We start from the raw sequence: 18,268 nt of genomic DNA on the forward strand, positions 1-18,268 counted from the left end.
CGCGAAAGGGCCGGAACAGGCTACCTCCTCAAACCCTGAACGCCCCGATCAACCGCTTCAACTCCACCACCTGAACCGACAACGCCCGGCTGGCATCCTCGGTCTGGCAGGCCCCTTGGGTGGTGTCCTGGGCGGCTCGGTTGATCGCCACGATGTTGCGGTCGATATCATGGGCCACTGCCGTCTGCTGCTCCACCGCCGCCGCAATCTGCTGGTTCTGTTCGACGATGCCACCCACCGCCCCCAGGATGTTGCCCAACGCCTGCTGCACCTGGCGCGCTTCATCGACGGTACCCGCGGCCATCTGGTGGCTGCTGCCCATGGCCTGCACCGCCGCCCCCACACCTTCCTGCAGGCGCTGGATCATCTGCGCGATCTGCGCGGTGGAGTCCTGGGTACGCCTGGCCAGGGTACGCACTTCATCGGCAACCACGGCAAAGCCACGCCCCTGCTCGCCGGCCCGGGCGGCCTCGATGGCGGCGTTGAGCGCCAGCAGGTTGGTCTGCTCGGCAATGCTGCGAATCACCTCCAGCACCTGGCCGATGGCTTGGCTGTCAGTTGCCAGCTGGTTGATCGCCAGCACCGTCTGGTCGATTTCCGCCGCCAGCCGGCCGATGCTGCCCTGCTGGCTGTGTACCAGGGAGCGGCCCGTGGCGCTTTCCTGGTTGACCTGCTGCGCGCCTTCGGCCGCCAAGGCCGCGCTGCGTGCCACTTCCTGGGCGGTAGCGCTCATCTGGTTCATGGCCGTGGCCACTTGTTCGATCTGCTCGCGCTGGCCGCTCACGGCCTGGTTGCTGCGGGCAGACACCGCCAGCACCTGCCCGGCTTGTGCTTCAACCGCCACGACAGTGAGCCCCACTTGCTCGATCAGGCCACGGATGCGCCGCACGGTTTCGCTGAAGCCCTGGCCCAGGTCGCCGAGTTCATCGCGGCTGTGGGCCTTGAAGGTGACGGTCATGTCGCCCGCGGCAACCCGGTCCATAGCACCGCCAAGCCGGCGCAGGGTGGCCCGGGTCGAGGCATAGAAGCCGCCGTAGAGGTAGAGGATCAGCGCGAAGGCACCGGCAAGCGCTGCGCCAAGGCCAAGCATGCGCAGGCGCTGCTCGGCAAGGCGCGCCTGCAACTGGGCCTGCAGGTGGTCCAGGGTCGCGTCGTTCAGCCGGTAGGTGTGTGCCATCAACTCGCTGACGTGCTGGTAGAACGCCGGCCAAGGGGCATCGAGTGCTTGCGCCACCACCACCTGATCCTCGAAAAAGGCCGCCGCTTGTTTGAGCGTCGCCTGGCTGGCCTGGGCCACGTCCGCCAACCGGGCCTCGGCGCCGGGGTCGCTGGCCAGGGCGTCGTCCAGGCGCAATGCGTAGTCCGCCGCCAGGCGCTCCAGGCGCTGCAGCAGGTCTTCGAAGCGCGCACTGCCGGAGGAGTCGATGAAGCCGCGGCCCAGGGCCACCGCCCCCATCGCGCGGCCTTCGCCCAGGGCCTGGGTGACCTGTGCGGTGGCGACCGTGATCAATTCGCCCAGCTGGCGCACCGAGGCCTGGCTGTCCTGGCTCAGGCCCGCCTGGCTTGCCACTTGCTTGCCGAGCATCTGGGCCTGGGCCAGCAGCTTGTCGAACAGCGCGGTCTTGTTCTGCAAGGACGACTCGTTGCGCGCGCGGGTGAAGGCAGTGGCCAGTTCATCGAGTTTGGCCTGGGGCACCGCTTCGCTGCCCTGCAGCGCCTGCAACTGCGCCTGGACCTTGTCCTGCAGCGCGGCGATGCGCGGCTCCAGGTCACCGGGCTGGCCCGACTGGCCGAGCACGGCGTTGACCTGCAGCAGGTTGCCCAGGGCTTCCAGGTCGGCGCGCAGGGCCAGGCTGCCGGCCAGGGGCGCGATGCCGCGCAGTTCGGAACCGGTGCTGTGGAATTGCTGGTAGGCGTCACGCACCAGGTAGAAGCTGGTGGCCAGCATGGGCAGGAAGAACAGGACGCTGATGAGGCTGAACTTCTGGCCGAAGCTCAGGCGGTTCATCAGTGCGATGGCCGGGTAGAGCAGACGCTTCACGGGGGCACCTCCTTGGATTCTTGTTGTTCTGCGGGGATAGCACTAGGCCATCTGTATAACGCAGATCGAATCGGAGGTTTGTAACTTAAGGTTAACCGTTGGGGGCGCCGCTGGCGCGGCGCTTCGCGAGCTAGCGCTCGCTCCTACCGGGGCAGTGTTGGGCTTTGGTAGGAGCGAGCGAAGCTCGCGATGCGCCAGCGGCGCCCGCACATCAAACCAGCACCGTCCACAGGGCAAACCCGGCATACCACAGCACCGCACAGCGCAGCAGCAATTCCCACAGGCTGTCCAACCGCCCCAGCCCGCGCTGGGCATCTTCTTCCTCAGGAATATCGTCGGCAATGCGCCCAACCCGCGCCACCAAGTGCGCAGCGCTGATGTGCCCATTGAGCAATTCATGCAGCATCACCCGGGTAACCGCAACGAAATTGCCCACCAGCGCAAAGCTCACCGCCAGCACCCGCACCGGCAGCCAGTCCAGGATATGCCGCAGCTGTTCGGCACGGGCGCGCAGCCCCGGCTGCTTGCCGTGCTCGGCCGTCAGGGCCAGCAGGCGGTAGGCCAAGGCAGCACCGGGGCCAAGCACGAAATACCAGAAAATGACGGCGAAAAACCCTTGGTACACCTGCCACAGCAAGTGGCCCTGCACCCGCACCAGCAAGCCGTGGGGCTCCTCGGCCTGCAGGCCCAGGTCACGCTCGGCCACATGCAACGCAGCCTGGTCATCTCCCCGTCGCCAGGCGTCGCGAAACGGCCCCAGGGCAGCCTTGGCATCGCCGCGCCCCAGGCTGTAGACCAGCACCAGCAAGTGAACCGGCAAAGCCAGCAAGCCATAGGCCACCGGTTCCAGCACGTGCAACAGCAGCACCAGCACGGCCACCGGCGCCAGAATCAGAATCGTCAGCGTCCACCAGGGGTCGACCTTGCCACTGCGCTCCAGGCGCACCAGCTCGCCCAAGAAGAAACCATCGCGTTGAACCTGGTGGCGCAGGGCCGAAAACTTCTCCACCCACAGCGCCAGTAACAACACCAGAAAACTCATGCCTTGCCCTCATTGTGCGTCAGCGCATTGCGGTAGCGCGGCCAGTCGAATGCCGGGCCAGGGTCGGTCTTGCGCACCGGGGCGATGTCGCTGTGGCCCTGGATGCGGCCCAGGTCGATGGCCGGCCAGGCCGCGCGGATATGCCGGGTCAGTTGCTCCAGCACCTGGTACTGGGCATCGGTGTAAGGCAAATCGTCAGTGCCTTCGAGCTCGATGCCGATGGAAAAGTCGTTGCAGCCCTCGCGGCCATCGAAACACGACACCCCGGCGTGCCAGGCGCGGTCGAGCAGCGACACGAACTGGGTCACCGCACCGTCACGCTCGACGAACAAGTGGGCCGACACGGTCAGGTGCTGGATGCCGGCGAAGTACGGGTGTTCGTTTGGGTCCAGGCGGTTCTGGAAGAACTGCTGGACCTTGCCGGTGCCGAAACAGGCAGGCGGCAGGCTGATGTTGTGGATGACGAGCAGGGAAATGGCTTCGCCGTCGGGGCGGGCATTGAAGTTCGGCGAGGGGCAGTGGGTGATTCCGATTCCGTGGAACCAGCCCGTGGCACGGTCCAATTGCATGGGGCAGATCCTGAAAAACGCCGGGTACAGGGTTGCAGTATGCCTTGGGCTCGCACCGCTGTGCATGTGAATGATTGTAATAACGCCGCTCAGTGCACCTGCTGCTGGCGCAAGCCTTCGAGCACGGTTTCCAGCGCCCGTTCGAACAGCAGGCCGTCATCGAGCACTCGCACATCGCCCCGGCGCACCGCCCGGGCCAGGCCTGCGCTGTTCCATTCGCGCACCTTCATGCCGGTGCGGTTAGCGAACACCAGGCGGTCGCTGCTGTCGATGCGTGCCACCAGCTTGCAGCGTAGGGGTTCGTCGTCGTCGAGCACTTCGACCCAGGCGCCGATGCGCAAGCGCTGCACGCTGCGCAGCTCGGCCATGGGCTCATCGAGCGGCTGCAGCGGTGCACAGGCAGACTCATCAGCCACGGCCAGCACGATGTCCTCCTGCACCCAGACCCGCTCGATGTCATCGCCAGCAGGCTCGCCCGGGGCGCAGGCGCGCAGGTGCAGCTGCTCCAGCTGAAGGAAGAATTCACGGGTCGCCTGCGAGTCCAGCGCCACGCTGGCCAACCCTTCGCGCAGGGCCTTGAGCAACCCCGGCACCTGCTGCAAAAGGGCCTGGGCATCGGCCTGCGGGGCGATGCTGGCCAGCAGCGTGTCCATGGTCGCCAGGGCCTGCTGCCAGGCGGGCGATGCCTGCCCATGCTTGAGCCAGGCCAACAACAACACCTGGCTCCAGGCGTGCACCAGCATCTGCACCACGGCCTGGGGCAACAAGCGCCCGCGCAGGCGCAGGTTCAGGGCCTGCTGCACGTGCTGGCGCGCCTGCACGGCGCGGGCGCGGCCCTCTTCTGCGTCGCGGGTACGCTGTTCGAGCAATTCGTTGCGCCGGCGCTCGTCCTGGCTGAAGGCCAGGAAATCTTCCAGCAACTCGCTGAACAGCGCGGCGTCTTCGGTAAAGTCGTTGAGCAGCCGTTGCACCACCCGCTCCACCCGCAAATGCAGGCTGTCGCGCAGGCCTTCGCTGCCGGTTTCCCAACCAATGGCGGCACTGGCAATTTCATTGAGCAGGCGCCGCGCCGGGTGGCTGGCGCGGCTGAACAGGCTTTTGTCGAGCAGCGCCACCTTGAGCAATGGGATGTGCAGGCGCGCGATCAGGGCGCGCAGGCTCTGCGGCAGGTTGTCGTCAGTTTCCATGTAGGCGAACAGCAGCCCGACCAGGTTGATGATGTCTTCGTCCGCCATGGCGATGCGCCGGCGGGTGCCGCTGCGCACGCTGACCCGCAGCAGCAGCTGCTCAAGCTGCTGGCCCAGGTCGAAGTCGTCCTCGTCGATGGCCGCCGGCACGTAGTGCTGCAGGTGCGTCAGCAGGCGCAGCAGGTCGGCGGTGCTGATGGGCTGGGCGCTGGCCACCGCCTGCAGGCGCGGCGCCACACGCCCGCGCGAGGGCGCCAGCAACCCTTGCAGGGACTCGATGAAAGCCTGCCCGGCGCTGTCGGCGCCCAGGGCATCTTCAACCGCCAGGTTCGCCGAAACCCTGCGCGAATTCAGCCGACGGTCCTCGGCGCGGCGGCGTGGCGCTGGCTGTAGCTCCGACAGCACCCCGGCCGCAGCCAGCAACTGGTTGGCTTCGCCATAGAGCACGTCGATGTCACGCAACACGTAGCGTTCGAACAGCTTGAGCAACACCAGCTTGACCCGCGGGCCTACCCCCAGGTTTCGCCCGGCATCGAGAAAATACCCGCACAGGGCCGCGGGGCCGAGCGGGTTGTGCCGCTCGTCTACTCGCCGCTCCAGCAAGTTCTGCAGGCGCAAGCCCAGGTGGCCGAGGGCAATACCATCGCGTGACAGCACTCGCGCCAGCATGCCCTCGATCGCTGCCGCACGCTCGGGCTGCACATGGCCTGGCGCCGCCCCGGCCTGGCCCAGGGCGCCGAGCGGGTCGGCCTGGCCCATGCGGGCGAAGCTGTCGTAGAAAATATCCAGGAAGCCGCGCTCGATGCTCTTGCGCTTCAGGCGCAGGTCGCGCATGGCTTCGAAATAGAGGTTCTGGTCGAAGCGGTCACTGGCCCGGTCGGCCATTTCGAACAGGGTATCGTCGGCATTGTCGAACAGCGCCTGCAAGCCCTGGCGCAACTGCATGGCGGCCTTGTCACGCACTTGCAGGAGCAGCACCGGCAGGCAGGGCAAGGGCGTGCGCGCACCGCGCTCAAGGGCGGTTGCCAGGGGCACCACCTTGCCGTCTTTCTGCATCCCGGACTCCTTGCTGGGTAACTCGTTCGATAGGTCGAGAACAATCGTCAAAGCTATGACGCCAAATACTGGGCGCTATTATCGGTAAAAAAGCCTACTGCTGCTAGCACCTCTTACCAGGCGTGTTAATGACATTGGATTACAACGAATGCTCAATCGGCCTGACCAAAGGTCGGTCGGCAAGCGGCTGTACAGCGCCGCCCCCTGCCCTATAATCGCCGGCATCTAGCTTGTGGAGCCGACCATGCCGAACCTACGCCTTGCCGACCTGACTGCCGAGATCGAAGCCAACGTGCGCCGCGCACTGCTGGAGGACATCGGCAGTGGCGACATCACCGCGCAGCTGATTCCGGCCGAGCGCCTGGCCAAGGCCACCATCATCACCCGCGAAGACTGCGTAATTGCCGGCACCGCCTGGGTTGACGCAGTATTCCGCCAGCTCGACCCACGGGTAGCGGTGCACTGGCAGGTTGCTGATGGCGAGCGCGCCATGGCCAACCAGCCGCTGTTCCACCTCGAAGGCCCGGCCCGTTCGCTGCTCAGCGGCGAGCGCAGCGCGCTGAACTTCCTGCAGATGCTGTCGGGCGTGGCCACCCGCGCGCGCTTTTTGGCCGACCTGGTCGAAGGCACCCAGGTGCGCCTGCTGGACACCCGCAAAACCCTGCCGGGCCTGCGCCTTGCGCAGAAATACGCCGTGACCTGCGGTGGCTGCCATAACCACCGCATCGGCCTGTACGACGCCTTTCTGATCAAGGAAAACCACATTGCCGCCAGTGGTGGCGTGGCCGAGGCCGTGGCAGCGGCGCACCGCATCGCACCGGGCAAGCCGGTGGAAATCGAAGTGGAAAGCCTGGATGAGCTGCGCCAGGCGCTGGATGCCGGGGCCGATATCATCATGCTCGACGAGCTGACCCAGGATGAAATGCGCGAAGCGGTGCGCATCAACGCGGGCAAGGCCAAGCTGGAGGCCAGCGGCGGGGTTAACGAGAGCACCCTGCGGGTGATTGCCGAAACCGGCGTGGACTACATCTCGATTGGTGCGATGACCAAGGATGTGAAGGCGGTAGACCTGTCCATGCGCCTTAGCCTGTGAATAAATCGCGGGCATGAAAAAACCGGCCAGATGGCCGGTTTTCTGGGGCTGCTCTGCAGCCCTTCGCGGGCAAGCCCGCTCCCACAGGTTTTACCATTGTCCTGTGGGAGCGGGCTTGCCCGCGAAGGGCCGCAAGGCGGCCCAAACACTGCCGGATCAGAACGCGGCGTTGGCCAGGCCGTCCAGGTAGCGCTCAACGTCCAGGGCGGCCATGCAGCCGGCACCGGCCGAGGTGATCGCCTGGCGGTAAACGTGGTCGGCCACGTCGCCTGCAGCGAACACGCCTTCGACGTTGGTGGCGGTAGCGTTGCCTTCACGGCCGCCGTTGACTACCAGGTAGCCGTCCTTGAGGGTCAGCTGGCCTTCGAACAGCGACGTGTTCGGGGTGTGGCCAATGGCGATGAACACGCCGTCGACCTTGATTTCGTCGCTGCTGCCATCGTTGTTCTTCAGGCGCGCACCGGTTACGCCCATGTTGTCACCCAGCACTTCGTCCAGGGTGGCATTGAGCTTGAGCTCGATCTTGCCTTCGGCCACGCGGGCGTTGAGCTTGTCGATCAGGATTTTCTCGGCACGGAAGGTGTCGCGGCGGTGTACCAGGGTCACCTTGCTGGCGATATTGGCCAGGTACAGCGCCTCTTCCACGGCAGTGTTGCCACCGCCCACCACGGCCACCGGCTTGTTGCGGTAGAAGAAACCGTCGCAGGTCGCGCAGGCGGAAACGCCCTTGCCCATGAACGCTTCTTCCGACGGCAGGCCCAGGTAACGGGCGCTGGCGCCAGTGGCGATGATCAGCGCGTCGCAGGTGTAGGTGCCGCTGTCACCCTGCAGGGTGTAGGGCTTGTTGGCCAGGTCGACGGCGTTGATGTGGTCGAAGACGATCTCGGTCTCGAAGCGCTCGGCGTGTTCCTGCATGCGCTGCATCAGTGCCGGGCCGGTCAGGCCGTGGGGGTCGCCCGGCCAGTTGTCGACTTCGGTGGTGGTGGTCAGCTGGCCGCCGGCCTGCATGCCGGTGATCAGCAGCGGCTTGAGGTTGGCGCGGGCGGCATACACCGCGGCGCTGTAACCGGCAGGGCCGGAACCGAGGATGATGACGCGCGAATGACGTACTTCAGACATGTCGAACTCCTGTCGAGCGGGCCGCAGGGGCCGGCACGGTGTACCGGCTGCGCCAGCCGAGCATTAAAAAGGACCCACGCAGCACTTGGGGAAGGGCTACAACGCGCAGGTCCACAAACCGAACGTTGAGCGCACTGTAGCGAGGTGGCAGAGATTAAGGAAATATCCTTCGACAATCCACCTCATAGGTAACCTCTATTTGAGAATTTCACCCACCGCGCAGGCGTCGAAGCTTTTGTTACAGCCGGTTTCTTCATGCGCGGCCGCCTTTCGTCGGCGCGGCAAACTCGGTAAGGTCAGCGCGTTTTCCCTTCTCTGCGGAGTGTCCCGATGCAAGCCCCTGTCCTCTCCGGCCCCCAGTACCTGCGCGAAGGCCTGAAACTGGTGCTCAGCCCCAACCTGCGGATGTTCGTGCTGCTGCCGCTGGCGGTCAACCTGCTGCTGTTCGGTGGCCTGATCTACTTCGCCGGCCACGAGTTCAGCCTGTGGCTCGATGCGCTGATGCCCACCCTGCCGGGCTGGCTGAGTTTCCTCAGCTATATCCTCTGGCCGCTGTTCGTCGCCTTGCTGGTACTGATGGTGTTCTTCACCTTCACCCTGGTGGCCAACGTCATCGCTGCGCCGTTCAATGGCTTCCTGGCGGAAAAGGTCGAGGTGGTGGTGCGCGGTAAAGACCCGTTCCCGGCGTTCAGCTGGGGCGAGCTGGTGGCCATGGTGCCGCGCACCTTCAGCCGTGAAATGCGCAAGCTCGGCTACTTCCTGCCACGGGCCATCGGCTTGTTCATCCTGTCGCTGATCCCGGTGGTGAACGTGGTGGCTGCACCGCTGTGGCTGGTGTTTGGCGTGTGGATGATGGCCATCCAGTACATCGACTACCCGGCAGACAACAACAAGATGAGCTGGCAAGACATGCTCGCCTGGCTGCGGCAGAAGCGCTGGCAGTCGATGGGCTTTGGCGGGATTACCTACCTGGCGTTGCTCATTCCGGGGGTGAACGTGCTGATGATGCCAGCAGCGGTGGCGGGGGCTACATTGTTTTATGTGCGCGAGCGCACGTAGTACACATGTAGCGCCGGGCCCTGCCTCGTTTCATTTCCAATGGTCTCCCAAGGCCGCACTTGCGCGGCTTTGTCGGAAATCAGGAGATTGAAAATGGCAACATTCAAGGCAATCGAGTTCACCGACGTGAAGCCGAACGACTTCATCGAGCTGGCGGGTATCGAGGCTCATCGCCAAGGTACAGTGGTTGCAGAGCATCGCGCAAAGTGGCGCTTGCGCCAGCTGCTGGAAGCCAACGAGGTGCAACACCCCTACGATCAGATCTACTTCACCGGCCACCCTGTGGACGGCGTGATCGACTACAGCAAGTCGTTGGTGGAGATCATGACGCAAGCCGTGCTGGACAATGAGCGTGCTTCAACCCAGTTCGGCACCGGTGGTGGCTTCTACTCGGCCGCCTACACGACCAGCCGAGAAGCAAGCCTGGACCTTGATGCAGACCTTGTCAGCGCCGTGATGGGCTTCGTCTACGACCACATCAAGGAAACTGAAGCCAAGGGTTGAAGGTACAGGCCTGCGCTTGATCGGGGCCGGCCACGGCCCCTTTTGCGTGTTGGGTCAATGGCCCAGCTGGTTGGAGAACTGCCCAACCGCATCCACCACTTTCTTCGCCCCTTCCTGGATCTCTACGATCACTCCGCCGGTATCGGCTGCCAACGCCAACCCCTGCTCGGCCTGGCGTTTGCTGGTGTCGATGATGTCCACCGCTGCTTGCGCCAATTGCTCGTTCTGCTGCACCACCTTGGCAATTTCCTCGGTGGCGCTGCTGGTGCGCGAGGCCAGTTGGCGCACTTCGTCGGCAACCACGGCAAAGCCACGGCCCTGTTCACCGGCGCGGGCGGCTTCAATGGCCGCGTTGAGCGCCAGCAGGTTGGTTTGCCCGGCGATGTCGCTGATGGTCTTGATGATCGCGCCAATCACCTTGGACTGCTTGTCCAGCGCCTGAATACCTTCGGCGGCGTCCTGCATCGAGCCTTCCAGCCCGCGCATCACTTCCACGGTCTGGGTGACCACGTCGGTGGCCTTGCGCGCGCTGTCGTCGGTGGCAAGCGAGGTGGTGTAGGCGATGTCTGCCGCCTGGGCCACGGCCTGTTCCTGGTTGACCTGGTCGGTGATCACGGTGGCGAACTTCACCACCTTGTACAGCACGTCGTGGGCGTCGAAGATCGGGTTGTAGGAAGCTTCCAGCCACATCGTGCGGCCGTGGGCATCTACCCGCTTGAACCGGTCGGCCACGTACTCGCCGCGGCGCAGGCGCTCCCAGAACGCCTGGTAACCTGGCGAATTGGCCTCTTCAGGTTCGCAGAACATGCGGTGATGCTTGCCGCGCACCTGTTCCAGGCTATAACCGACGGCGTGCAGGAAGCGGTCGTTGGCGGTCAGCACCTCGCCATTGAGGTTGAACTCGATGACCGCGGTGGAGCGCATCAGCGCCTTGATCAGGCTTTCGTGCTCACGGGAGGTTTCGATGGTGCGGGTCAGGTCGCTGGAGTGCATGGTGAAGTGCTGGATGCGCCCGTCGGCCGCCTTCACCGGCTGCAGGATCGAGCGCAGCCAGGCTTCCTGGCCGTTGCCCCGCAGCAGGCGGAAGGCGCCGTTCAGGTGCTCGCCACGGCTGATGGCGCTTTTCATGCGCTGGTAGAAATCGAGCTTCTTCACATGCGCCGGCACGATGTCTTCGATGTTGCGGCCGATCAGTTGCTCGGCGCGGTAGAGCATTTCGCTCTCGAAGTTGCCATTGGCCTGTTCGATACGCCCCTGGGGGTCGAGCTGCAATACCAGCATTTCGCTGTCGAGGCTGTTCTTGACCTGCTCGACGGCCATCAGCTCTTCACGCAGTTGCTGGATTTCTTTCTTGAGCTTGCTGTTGAACATCACCGCTCTCCCCGAGCGCATCACCCGATTTCGATGCATCTTCATCGGCTGCTGGCCTTGGCTCTTGAGTGCGCTGCAAAGATTTATTCATGCAGGCCCGGTGCCGGGAATCAGGCGTCACCTGCGCGTCACATGGGTGTCACATAGGCGCAACCAAGCAGGCGGAGACTTTTTCTCATGAATACACCCGCCCTACGCATCACCCTTGTCAGCGAAACCTTCCCACCTGAAATCAACGGCGTGGCCAATACCCTTGGCCGCCTCAGCGAGGGCTTGCGACAGCGCGGCCATCGGGTAGAAGTGGTGCGGCCACGCCAGGCCAACGACTTGCCCGCGGCCGATGACCAGGACGTGCTGCTGTGCCGTGGCTGGGCCCTGCCCGGCTACCCGGGGTTGCAATGGGGCGAGGTGTCGATGCACAAGCTGCTGCGCCGCTGGCGCCGGCAGCGGCCCGACGTGCTGTACATCGCCACCGAAGGCCCGCTGGGGCTCAGTGCCCTGCGCGCCGCGCGGCGCCTGGGGGTTGCCGTGGTCAGCGGCTTTCACACCAACTTCCCGCAATACTCCGGCCAGTACGGCCTGGGCCTGCTGGCACGCCTGCTCACCCATTACCTGCGCTGGTTCCACCGGCGCACCGCCGCCACCCTGGTGCCCAGCGCCAGCCAACGCCTGGAGCTGGAGCGCCGCGGCTTCGAACGCCTGGCATTGATGGCCCGTGGCGTCGACGCCGGCCTGTTCAACCCGGCCCGGCGCAACCAGGCCTTGCGCGACAGCTGGGGGCTGGCGACGGACGACATTGCCGTGCTGCATGTCGGCCGCCTGGCCGCAGAAAAGAACCTGGCCCTGCTGCACCCTTGCCTGCAGGCGCTGCAACAACGTTATCCACAGCGGCGGCTGCGCCTGATAGTGGTGGGTGACGGCCCGCAACGCGCAACCCTTGAACAGCAAATGCCGGATGCGGTGTTCTGCGGTGCCCAGCGCGGCGAGGCGCTGGCTGAACACTACGCCAGCGGCGACCTGTTCCTGTTCCCGAGCCTGACCGAAACCTTCGGCAATGTGGTGCTCGAAGCCATGGCCTCGGGCCTTGCGGTGGTCGCCTTCGACGAAGCCGCCGCCGCCCAGCATATCCGCCCCGGCCACACTGGTGCACTGGCCATGCCGGGCGACCAGGCGGCCTTCATCGATGCGGCCTGCTGGCTGCTGGAGGAAGGCGAAACCCTGCGCAGGGTGCGCCTGAACGCCCGCCAGCACGCCAGCCGCCAGGGTTGGCCGGCGATTGTCGAAGAGTTTGAACATCACCTGATTGCTGCGACGCAAAGCGCTGGTTCACGGCAGGCGAACAGCGATGCGGCGCCCGTGAACATCAAACCCGGATCTCCTTCGACTCGCGTGTAGGAGCACCCGTGCCTTTACTCAAGTAATCCCTCGCGCTTTCGAGCCGTGAGATACGAACGCTGAGTGAGTGCATTTTATTTTCAATAATGAGTCCAGTATAACTCTCGGACTCATCAAAAATGATCTTACCTCCTAGTGGCGCGAGCGATTCTTTTGCAAGCGCGTTGTAAGATTCATGTGCGAACTTAAGTTCGTCTGTCACTATCCGCTTGCCAACCTTGGCCTCGGCGGCACTGAGTTCAATACCCCGTGGCCGCTTGGCTGGATCACCCAACGCCATGACTTTATTCAGAATGCCCTGCCCCTTCGTAGCTTTCACATATTCATAGGCCACGACTTTAACTGCTCTATTTGCAGCAGTATTGAATAATTTAATCGGGCTTTTGATATGCCCTGATGGATCACAGTTATTAATCGGGTCGCCTTTGCAATAGGCATAGGGGTTGATTCCCGCCTTTGCGAACGGGCTCCAGCTGTCCGGGGCTATGAAACGCATCAGGCTCGGGCTATAGAGGCGGTAGCCATTGCCTAAGAGATACCCACCTGTAACAGGCTCAGCAACCTGCCCGGTGAAACCGGGTAATGTGGGTTGTGGCGGCTGGTGGCCGTACGGCGTGTAGCGATGCAGTAGCACTTCACACTGCGAGTCACTTTGCAGAACCGAGCGCAACGTATCGCAGGCCAACAAAACGACGGGCTTCGTCTGGGCTGTGTTTACCAGCACTGCATGGGTTTGCACCTCACTGCCCATCAAGCGGCGCTGCTGCAAAACTTGCGCTATCAATGCCAGGCGTTCGTGCTGGTAAAACAGCTTACGTAGCATTTGCCAGTCTCCGCTTTTCGTTTACCCGGATTGCAGTTTGGCAACCCGGATACCCTGACCGCTACTGGCAAAAATATCAGCCCTCAGGGGAATTCAGGCCAACGTGGTCAGCGCCTCACGGCTGAACGGCAGCACGTCCGCCTCACGCCCATCACGCACCTTTTGCGCCCATTCGGCGTCCACCAGCAGCGCCCGGCCGACTGCCACCAGGTCGAATTCCTGGTCCCCCAGGCGGCGTAGCAAGCCATCGAGGCTGGCCGGCTTGGCTACCTTGTCGGTGTCGACCATGAATTGCAGGAACTCGCCGTCAAGGCCGACGCTGCCCACGGTGATGGTCGGCTTGCCGGTGAGGCGGCGGGTCCAGCCGGCCAGGTTCAGTTCCGAGCCATCGAACTCCGGCTCCCAGAAGCGCCGGGTCGAGCAGTGGAAGATATCCACACCCGCCTCGGCCAGTGGCTTGAGGAAGGCCGCCAGGGCCTCGGGGGTTTCCACCAGGCGGGCGCTGTAGTCCTGCTGTTTCCACTGCGAGAAACGGAAAATGATCGGGAAGCCCGGCCCCACCGCCGCGCGCACGGCCTGGATCAGCTCGATGGCAAAACGCGAGCGGCCGGCCAGGTCGCCGCCGTATTCGTCTTCACGGCGGTTGCTGGCGGCCCAGAAGAACTGGTCGATCAGGTAGCCGTGGGCGCCGTGGATCTCTACCCCGTCCATGCCGATGGCCTGGGCATCGCGGGCCGCCTGGGCGAAGGCGGCGATCACCTGGCGGATGTCGTCATGGCTCATGCCGTGCACCAGCACCTGGCCGTCCTTGACCTTCTCGCTCGGGCCAAAGCCCGGCACGCTGGCATCCGGCTCGGTGCCCAGGCGGCGTACCGCGCCCACGTGCCAGAGCTGCGGCACGATGCGCCCGCCTTCGGCGTGCACGGCATCGACCACCTGCTTCCAGCCGGCCAGGGCGGCTTCACCGTGGAACTGCGGCACATTGGCATAGCCGTTGGCGGCCTGGTGCGCGACCGTGGTGCCCTCGGTGACGATCAGGCCCACGCCGGCGGCAGCGCGGCGACGGTAATACTCCACCACACCGGCGTGCGGCACGCCGCCTGGGCAGAAAGTACGGGTCATCGGCGCCATGACGACACGGCTCGGCAACTCGAGCGCGCCAAGGGTGAAGGGCTGGAACAGGGGGTTGCTGGACATGGGGGGCGCTTCCGTCTGGGTGGGAAATGCGCCTGAGGTTAGGGGCTATGGGGGGCGTGGCGAAGCATTATTGATCTGGGTGATTCGCAGGTATCGAGATGGGAAACGGCTGCCTGAGATTGGCGCCTGCAGGAGCGGCCTTGTGCCGCTCCTGCAGGGTGTGCGTCAGCCCAGGGCCTTCTCGATGGCCTGCAGCACCGACGGATCGTCCGGGGCGGTACGCGGGGCGAAGCGGGCCAGCACCCGGCCGTCCTTGCCCACCAGGAACTTCTCGAAGTTCCAGGTGATGTCGCCGGGGAACTCCGCGCCCTCGCCCGCCAGCAGACGATACAGCTGGTGGCGGTCGTGGCCATTGACCTCAAGCTTGGCGCCCAGCGGGAAGCTGACGCCATAGTTCAGGCTGCAAAACTCCTGGATGTCCTTTTCAGTGCCCGGCTCCTGCCCGGCAAACTGGTTGCAGGGCAGGCCCAGCACATTGAAGCCTTTGCCCTTGAACTGCTGGTGGAGCTTTTCCAGCGACGCATACTGTGGCGTCAGGCCACACTTGGAGGCGACATTGACCACCAGCACCACCTGGCCCTTGAACGGCGCCAGGGGCAGGTCCTCGCCGTTCAGCGCCTTCAACGTCAGGTCGTGAAATGCACTCATGATGAATCCCCTCTCAGGTTCCCGGTTGCCGCCTGGGGCAAATCGCGCCCACTAAAAAGGCGCTCTTTCGAGCCCCGCACGCGCCTCCGAAGAGGGATGCCGGCTTGTCCGAGCGCCTGGCGACTTTCTGAGCTTAGCGCAGAAAATCAGTGGTGGTGACCACCTTCACCGTGGATGTGACGGTGAGCGATTTCTTCTTCGCTGGCGTCACGCACCTCGATGACCTTGACCTTGAAGTTCAGGCGCTGGCCAGCCAGTGGGTGGTTGCCGTCGACGGTGATGTCGTCGCCGTCGATGTCGCGGATGGTGACGATCTGCATCTGGCCGTCCGGCGCCGAAGCGTGGAACTGCATGCCCACTTCCAGTTGCTCGACGCCTTCGAACAGGCTGCGGTTCAGGGTGCTGACCAGCTCGGCCAGGTATTCGCCGTAGGCCTCTTCCGGCTCGATGGCAACTTCCAGCTCGTCACCGGCCTGCTTGCCTTCCAGGGCTTTTTCCAGGCCCGGGATGATGTTGGCGGCACCGTGCAGGTAAACCAGCGGCGCACCACCGGCGGAGCTGTCGATGGTCTCCCCGGCGTCGTTGGTCAGGGTATAGTCGATGGAGACTGCCTTGTTGGCGGCGATCAGCATGGGGCAAGACCTTTTGCAAAAGTATGTAGAGCCCATAAGTGTAACCAAGGCATCGCCCGATTGCGAACGCGGCGCGGGCTGCGGGCGGCCCATCAGTCGGATCCTCGCCTTCCACCAGGACGAGGACGGCCACTGGGTGGTCGAGCTGTCGTGCGGCCATACCCAGCACCTGCGCCACCAGCCACCCTGGCAGGCACGCCCGTGGGTGCTGGATGCCGAGCAGCGCGCGCAGCGCATCGGCCAGGCATTCGCCTGTGGCTGGTGCGCGCAGGGGGCCGATAGCGCTACCCTTGGCCGTTGAATTCATTGCACCGCTTATTTCGAGAAGCACGCATGCAGACATTTTTCATTGCGCCGACCGACTTCGGTGTCGGCCTGACCTCCATCAGCCTGGGCCTGATCCGCACCCTGGAGCGCGCCGGGCTCAAGGTGGGCTTCTTCAAGCCAATCGCCCAACCTCACCCAGGCGATACCGGCCCGGAGCGCTCCAGCGAACTGGTGGCGCGCACCCACGGTATCAGGCCGCCGGCGCCCCTTAGCCTGGCCCATGTCGAGCGCATGCTTGGCGACGGCCAGCTGGACGAGCTGCTTGAAGAAATCATCCGCCTGTACCAGCAGGCCTGCGTCGGCAATGACGTGGTGGTGGTCGAAGGCATGGTGCCGACCCGCCACGCCAGCTACGCCGCGCGGGTCAACCTGCACCTGGCCAAGAGCCTGGACGCCGAGGTGATCCTGGTGTCGGCCCCGGAAAACGAGGTGCTCAGCGAGCTGTCCGGGCGGGTGGAGCTGCAGGCCCAGCTGTACGGCGGCCCACGCGACCCGAAAGTGCTCGGGGTGATCCTCAACAAGGTACGCACCGACGAAAGCATGGCCGACTTCGCCGCACGCCTGCGCGAGCATTCGCCACTGCTGCGCGGCAACGACTTCCGCCTGCTTGGCTGCATCCCCTGGCAAAGCGAGCTGAATGCCCCGCGCACCCGCGACGTGGCCGAGCTGATGGGCGCCCAGGTGCTCAATGCCGGTGACTACGAGCAGCGGCGCATGAACAAGATCATCATCTGCGCGCGCACCGTGGCCAACACCGTACCGCTGCTGACACCCGGCACCCTGGTGGTGACCCCGGGCGATCGCGACGACATCATCCTCGCCGTCAGCCTGGCGGCGATCAACGGTGTGCCGCTGGCCGGGCTGCTGCTGACCAGCGACAGCAAACCCGATGCACGCATCCTCGGCCTGTGCCGCGGCGCCCTGCAGGCCGGCCTGCCGATCCTGTCGGTGAGCACCGGCTCGTTCGAGACGGCCAACCTGCTCAACTCGCTGAACCGCGAAATCCCGGTGGACGATCGTGACCGCGCCGAGTTCATCACCGACTTCGTTGCCAGCCACCTCGACGCCACCTGGCTGCACCAGCGCTGCGGCACGCCGCGTGAACTGCGCCTATCCCCGGCGGTGTTCCGCTACCAGTTGATCCAGCGGGCGCAACAGGCCAACAAGCGCATCGTCCTGCCCGAAGGGGCCGAACCGCTGCTGGTACAGGCCGCGGCCATCTGCCAGGCACGCGGCATCGCCCGCTGCGTATTGCTGGCCAAGCCCGAGCAGGTCGAAGCCGTGGCCCGCGCCCAGGGCATCAGCCTGCCGCCGGGCCTGGAAGTGCTCGACCCCGAGCTGATTCGCGGGCGTTATGTGGAGCCGATGGTCGACCTGCGCAAGAGCAAGAACCTCAACGCGCCCATGGCCGAACAGCAGCTGGAAGACCCGGTGGTGATCGGCACCATGATGCTGGCCCTGGACGAAGTCGACGGCCTGGTTTCGGGCCTGGTGCACTCTACCGCCAACACCATCCGCCCAGCCTTGCAACTGATCAAGACGGCGCCGGGCGCGAGCCTGGTGTCGTCGGTGTTCTTCATGCTGTTCCCCGAGCAGGTGCTGGTGTACGGCGACTGCGTGATGAACCCGCACCCGAGCGCCAGCGAGCTGGCCGAAATTGCCCGGCAGAGCGCCGAATCGGCGCATACCTTCGGCATCGCGCCACGGGTGGCGATGATCAGTTATTCCAGTGATTCGGCAAGCGACGAGGAAGTGGAGAAAGTGCGCGAGGCCACGCGCCTGGCACAGAGCGTGGAGCAAGGGTTACTGATCGACGGGCCGCTGCAGTACGACGCCGCCGCCAACCCCGAGATCGCCCGCCAGCTGGCGCCAGGCAGTGCGGTGGCCGGGCGCGCTACGGTGTTCGTGTTCCCCGACCTGAACACCGGCAACACCACCCACAAGGCGGTGCAGCGCAGTGCCGACGGGGTCAGCCTGGGGCCGATGCTGCAGGGGCTGCGCAAGCCGGTCAACGACCTGCCGCGCGGGGCGCAGGTGGACGATATCGTGCATACCATCGCGCTTACGGCGATCCAGGCCAGCGTTACCCGCTAGACCGCCACAACGTCCTGTAGGAGCGGGCTTGCCCCGCGAACACCGGCGCAGCCGGTGCCATGCACCGCGTCGCCTGCTTCGCGGGGCAAGCCCGCTCCTACAAAATCAGAG

General features: G+C 64.7%; 16 protein-coding genes. 6 read left to right on the plus strand and 10 right to left on the minus strand.

The window, feature by feature from the left end:
• Positions 1-28: 28 nt before the first annotated feature.
• The 4 genes from F3J45_RS06010 to F3J45_RS06025 form a co-directional block, all read right to left on the minus strand.
• Positions 29-2,041, minus strand: a complete 2,013-nt coding sequence (locus tag F3J45_RS06010; protein ID WP_167058864.1) for a methyl-accepting chemotaxis protein — start codon at positions 2,039-2,041, stop codon at positions 29-31.
• Between the two features lie 211 nt (positions 2,042-2,252).
• The gene (gene ampE / locus F3J45_RS06015) at positions 2,253-3,083 is read right to left on the minus strand and encodes a regulatory signaling modulator protein AmpE (protein ID WP_167058867.1); all 831 of its coding nucleotides are present in this window, start codon (positions 3,081-3,083) and stop codon (positions 2,253-2,255) included.
• Positions 3,080-3,646: a 1,6-anhydro-N-acetylmuramyl-L-alanine amidase AmpD gene (ampD, locus tag F3J45_RS06020; RefSeq protein WP_370526321.1), complete on the minus strand. Its 567-nt coding sequence runs from the start codon at positions 3,644-3,646 to the stop codon at positions 3,080-3,082. Before ampD ends, ampE begins: the two co-directional genes overlap by 4 nt.
• 95 nt (positions 3,647-3,741) lie before the next feature.
• Positions 3,742-5,895: a DUF1631 domain-containing protein gene (locus F3J45_RS06025; RefSeq protein WP_167058874.1), complete on the minus strand. Its 2,154-nt coding sequence runs from the start codon at positions 5,893-5,895 to the stop codon at positions 3,742-3,744.
• Positions 5,896-6,139: 244 nt separating this feature from the next.
• Between F3J45_RS06025 and nadC the strand changes: the two genes are divergently transcribed.
• Complete coding sequence (nadC, locus tag F3J45_RS06030) at positions 6,140-6,988, plus strand: carboxylating nicotinate-nucleotide diphosphorylase (RefSeq protein ID WP_167058877.1); 849 nt, start codon at positions 6,140-6,142, stop codon at positions 6,986-6,988.
• 156 nt (positions 6,989-7,144) lie between these two features.
• On the opposite strand, the gene trxB is transcribed toward nadC, so the two are convergent.
• The gene (gene trxB / locus F3J45_RS06035) at positions 7,145-8,107 is read right to left on the minus strand and encodes a thioredoxin-disulfide reductase (RefSeq protein ID WP_167058880.1); all 963 of its coding nucleotides are present in this window, start codon (positions 8,105-8,107) and stop codon (positions 7,145-7,147) included.
• 330 nt (positions 8,108-8,437) lie between these two features.
• Here trxB and cysZ point away from each other — a divergent pair, with 330 nt between their 5' ends.
• Positions 8,438-9,166 carry a sulfate transporter CysZ gene (gene cysZ, locus F3J45_RS06040; protein ID WP_167058882.1) on the plus strand — a complete coding sequence of 243 codons (729 nt, stop codon included), beginning with the start codon at positions 8,438-8,440 and terminating at the stop codon, positions 9,164-9,166.
• 93 nt (positions 9,167-9,259) lie between these two features.
• The gene (locus F3J45_RS06045) at positions 9,260-9,670 is read left to right on the plus strand and encodes a hypothetical protein (protein WP_167058885.1); all 411 of its coding nucleotides are present in this window, start codon (positions 9,260-9,262) and stop codon (positions 9,668-9,670) included.
• Between the two features lie 54 nt (positions 9,671-9,724).
• On the opposite strand, the gene F3J45_RS30370 is transcribed toward F3J45_RS06045, so the two are convergent.
• Positions 9,725-11,041 carry a PAS domain-containing methyl-accepting chemotaxis protein gene (locus F3J45_RS30370; RefSeq protein ID WP_167058888.1) on the minus strand — a complete coding sequence of 439 codons (1,317 nt, stop codon included), beginning with the start codon at positions 11,039-11,041 and terminating at the stop codon, positions 9,725-9,727.
• Positions 11,042-11,218: 177 nt separating this feature from the next.
• Here F3J45_RS30370 and F3J45_RS06055 point away from each other — a divergent pair, with 177 nt between their 5' ends.
• Entirely contained in the window at positions 11,219-12,436 is a 1,218-nt protein-coding gene (locus tag F3J45_RS06055) for a glycosyltransferase family 1 protein (RefSeq protein ID WP_167058891.1), read from the plus strand.
• On the opposite strand, the gene F3J45_RS06060 is transcribed toward F3J45_RS06055, so the two are convergent.
• The 4 genes from F3J45_RS06060 to F3J45_RS06075 all read right to left on the minus strand — a co-directional run bounded on the left by F3J45_RS06060 (position 12,405) and on the right by F3J45_RS06075 (position 15,736).
• Complete coding sequence (locus F3J45_RS06060) at positions 12,405-13,259, minus strand: RHS repeat-associated core domain-containing protein (RefSeq protein ID WP_167058894.1); 855 nt, start codon at positions 13,257-13,259, stop codon at positions 12,405-12,407. The two genes, F3J45_RS06055 and F3J45_RS06060, sit on opposite strands and share 32 nt — an antisense overlap.
• Positions 13,260-13,352: 93 nt before the next feature.
• The gene (locus F3J45_RS06065; protein ID WP_167058898.1) at positions 13,353-14,456 is read right to left on the minus strand and encodes an NADH:flavin oxidoreductase; all 1,104 of its coding nucleotides are present in this window, start codon (positions 14,454-14,456) and stop codon (positions 13,353-13,355) included.
• 165 nt (positions 14,457-14,621) lie between these two features.
• Positions 14,622-15,104 carry a glutathione peroxidase gene (locus F3J45_RS06070; RefSeq protein WP_167058900.1) on the minus strand — a complete coding sequence of 161 codons (483 nt, stop codon included), beginning with the start codon at positions 15,102-15,104 and terminating at the stop codon, positions 14,622-14,624.
• A gap of 146 nt (positions 15,105-15,250) precedes the next feature.
• Positions 15,251-15,736, minus strand: a complete 486-nt coding sequence (locus F3J45_RS06075) for a peptidylprolyl isomerase (RefSeq protein ID WP_167058903.1) — start codon at positions 15,734-15,736, stop codon at positions 15,251-15,253.
• On the opposite strand from F3J45_RS06075, the gene F3J45_RS06080 reads away from it, so the two are divergent.
• Together F3J45_RS06080 and pta are read left to right on the plus strand one after the other, a co-directional pair.
• Complete coding sequence (locus F3J45_RS06080) at positions 15,735-16,037, plus strand: DUF3565 domain-containing protein (RefSeq protein WP_167058906.1); 303 nt, start codon at positions 15,735-15,737, stop codon at positions 16,035-16,037. The genes F3J45_RS06075 and F3J45_RS06080 overlap by 2 nt on opposite strands.
• A gap of 32 nt (positions 16,038-16,069) precedes the next feature.
• A complete protein-coding gene (gene pta, locus F3J45_RS06085) occupies positions 16,070-18,157 on the plus strand; it encodes a phosphate acetyltransferase (protein WP_167058909.1) in 2,088 nt (695 codons plus the stop codon).
• Positions 18,158-18,268: the final 111 nt, after the last annotated feature.

The organism is Pantoea sp. Ap-967 (genome assembly GCF_011752565.1).
Classification (GTDB): domain Bacteria; phylum Pseudomonadota; class Gammaproteobacteria; order Pseudomonadales; family Pseudomonadaceae; genus Aquipseudomonas.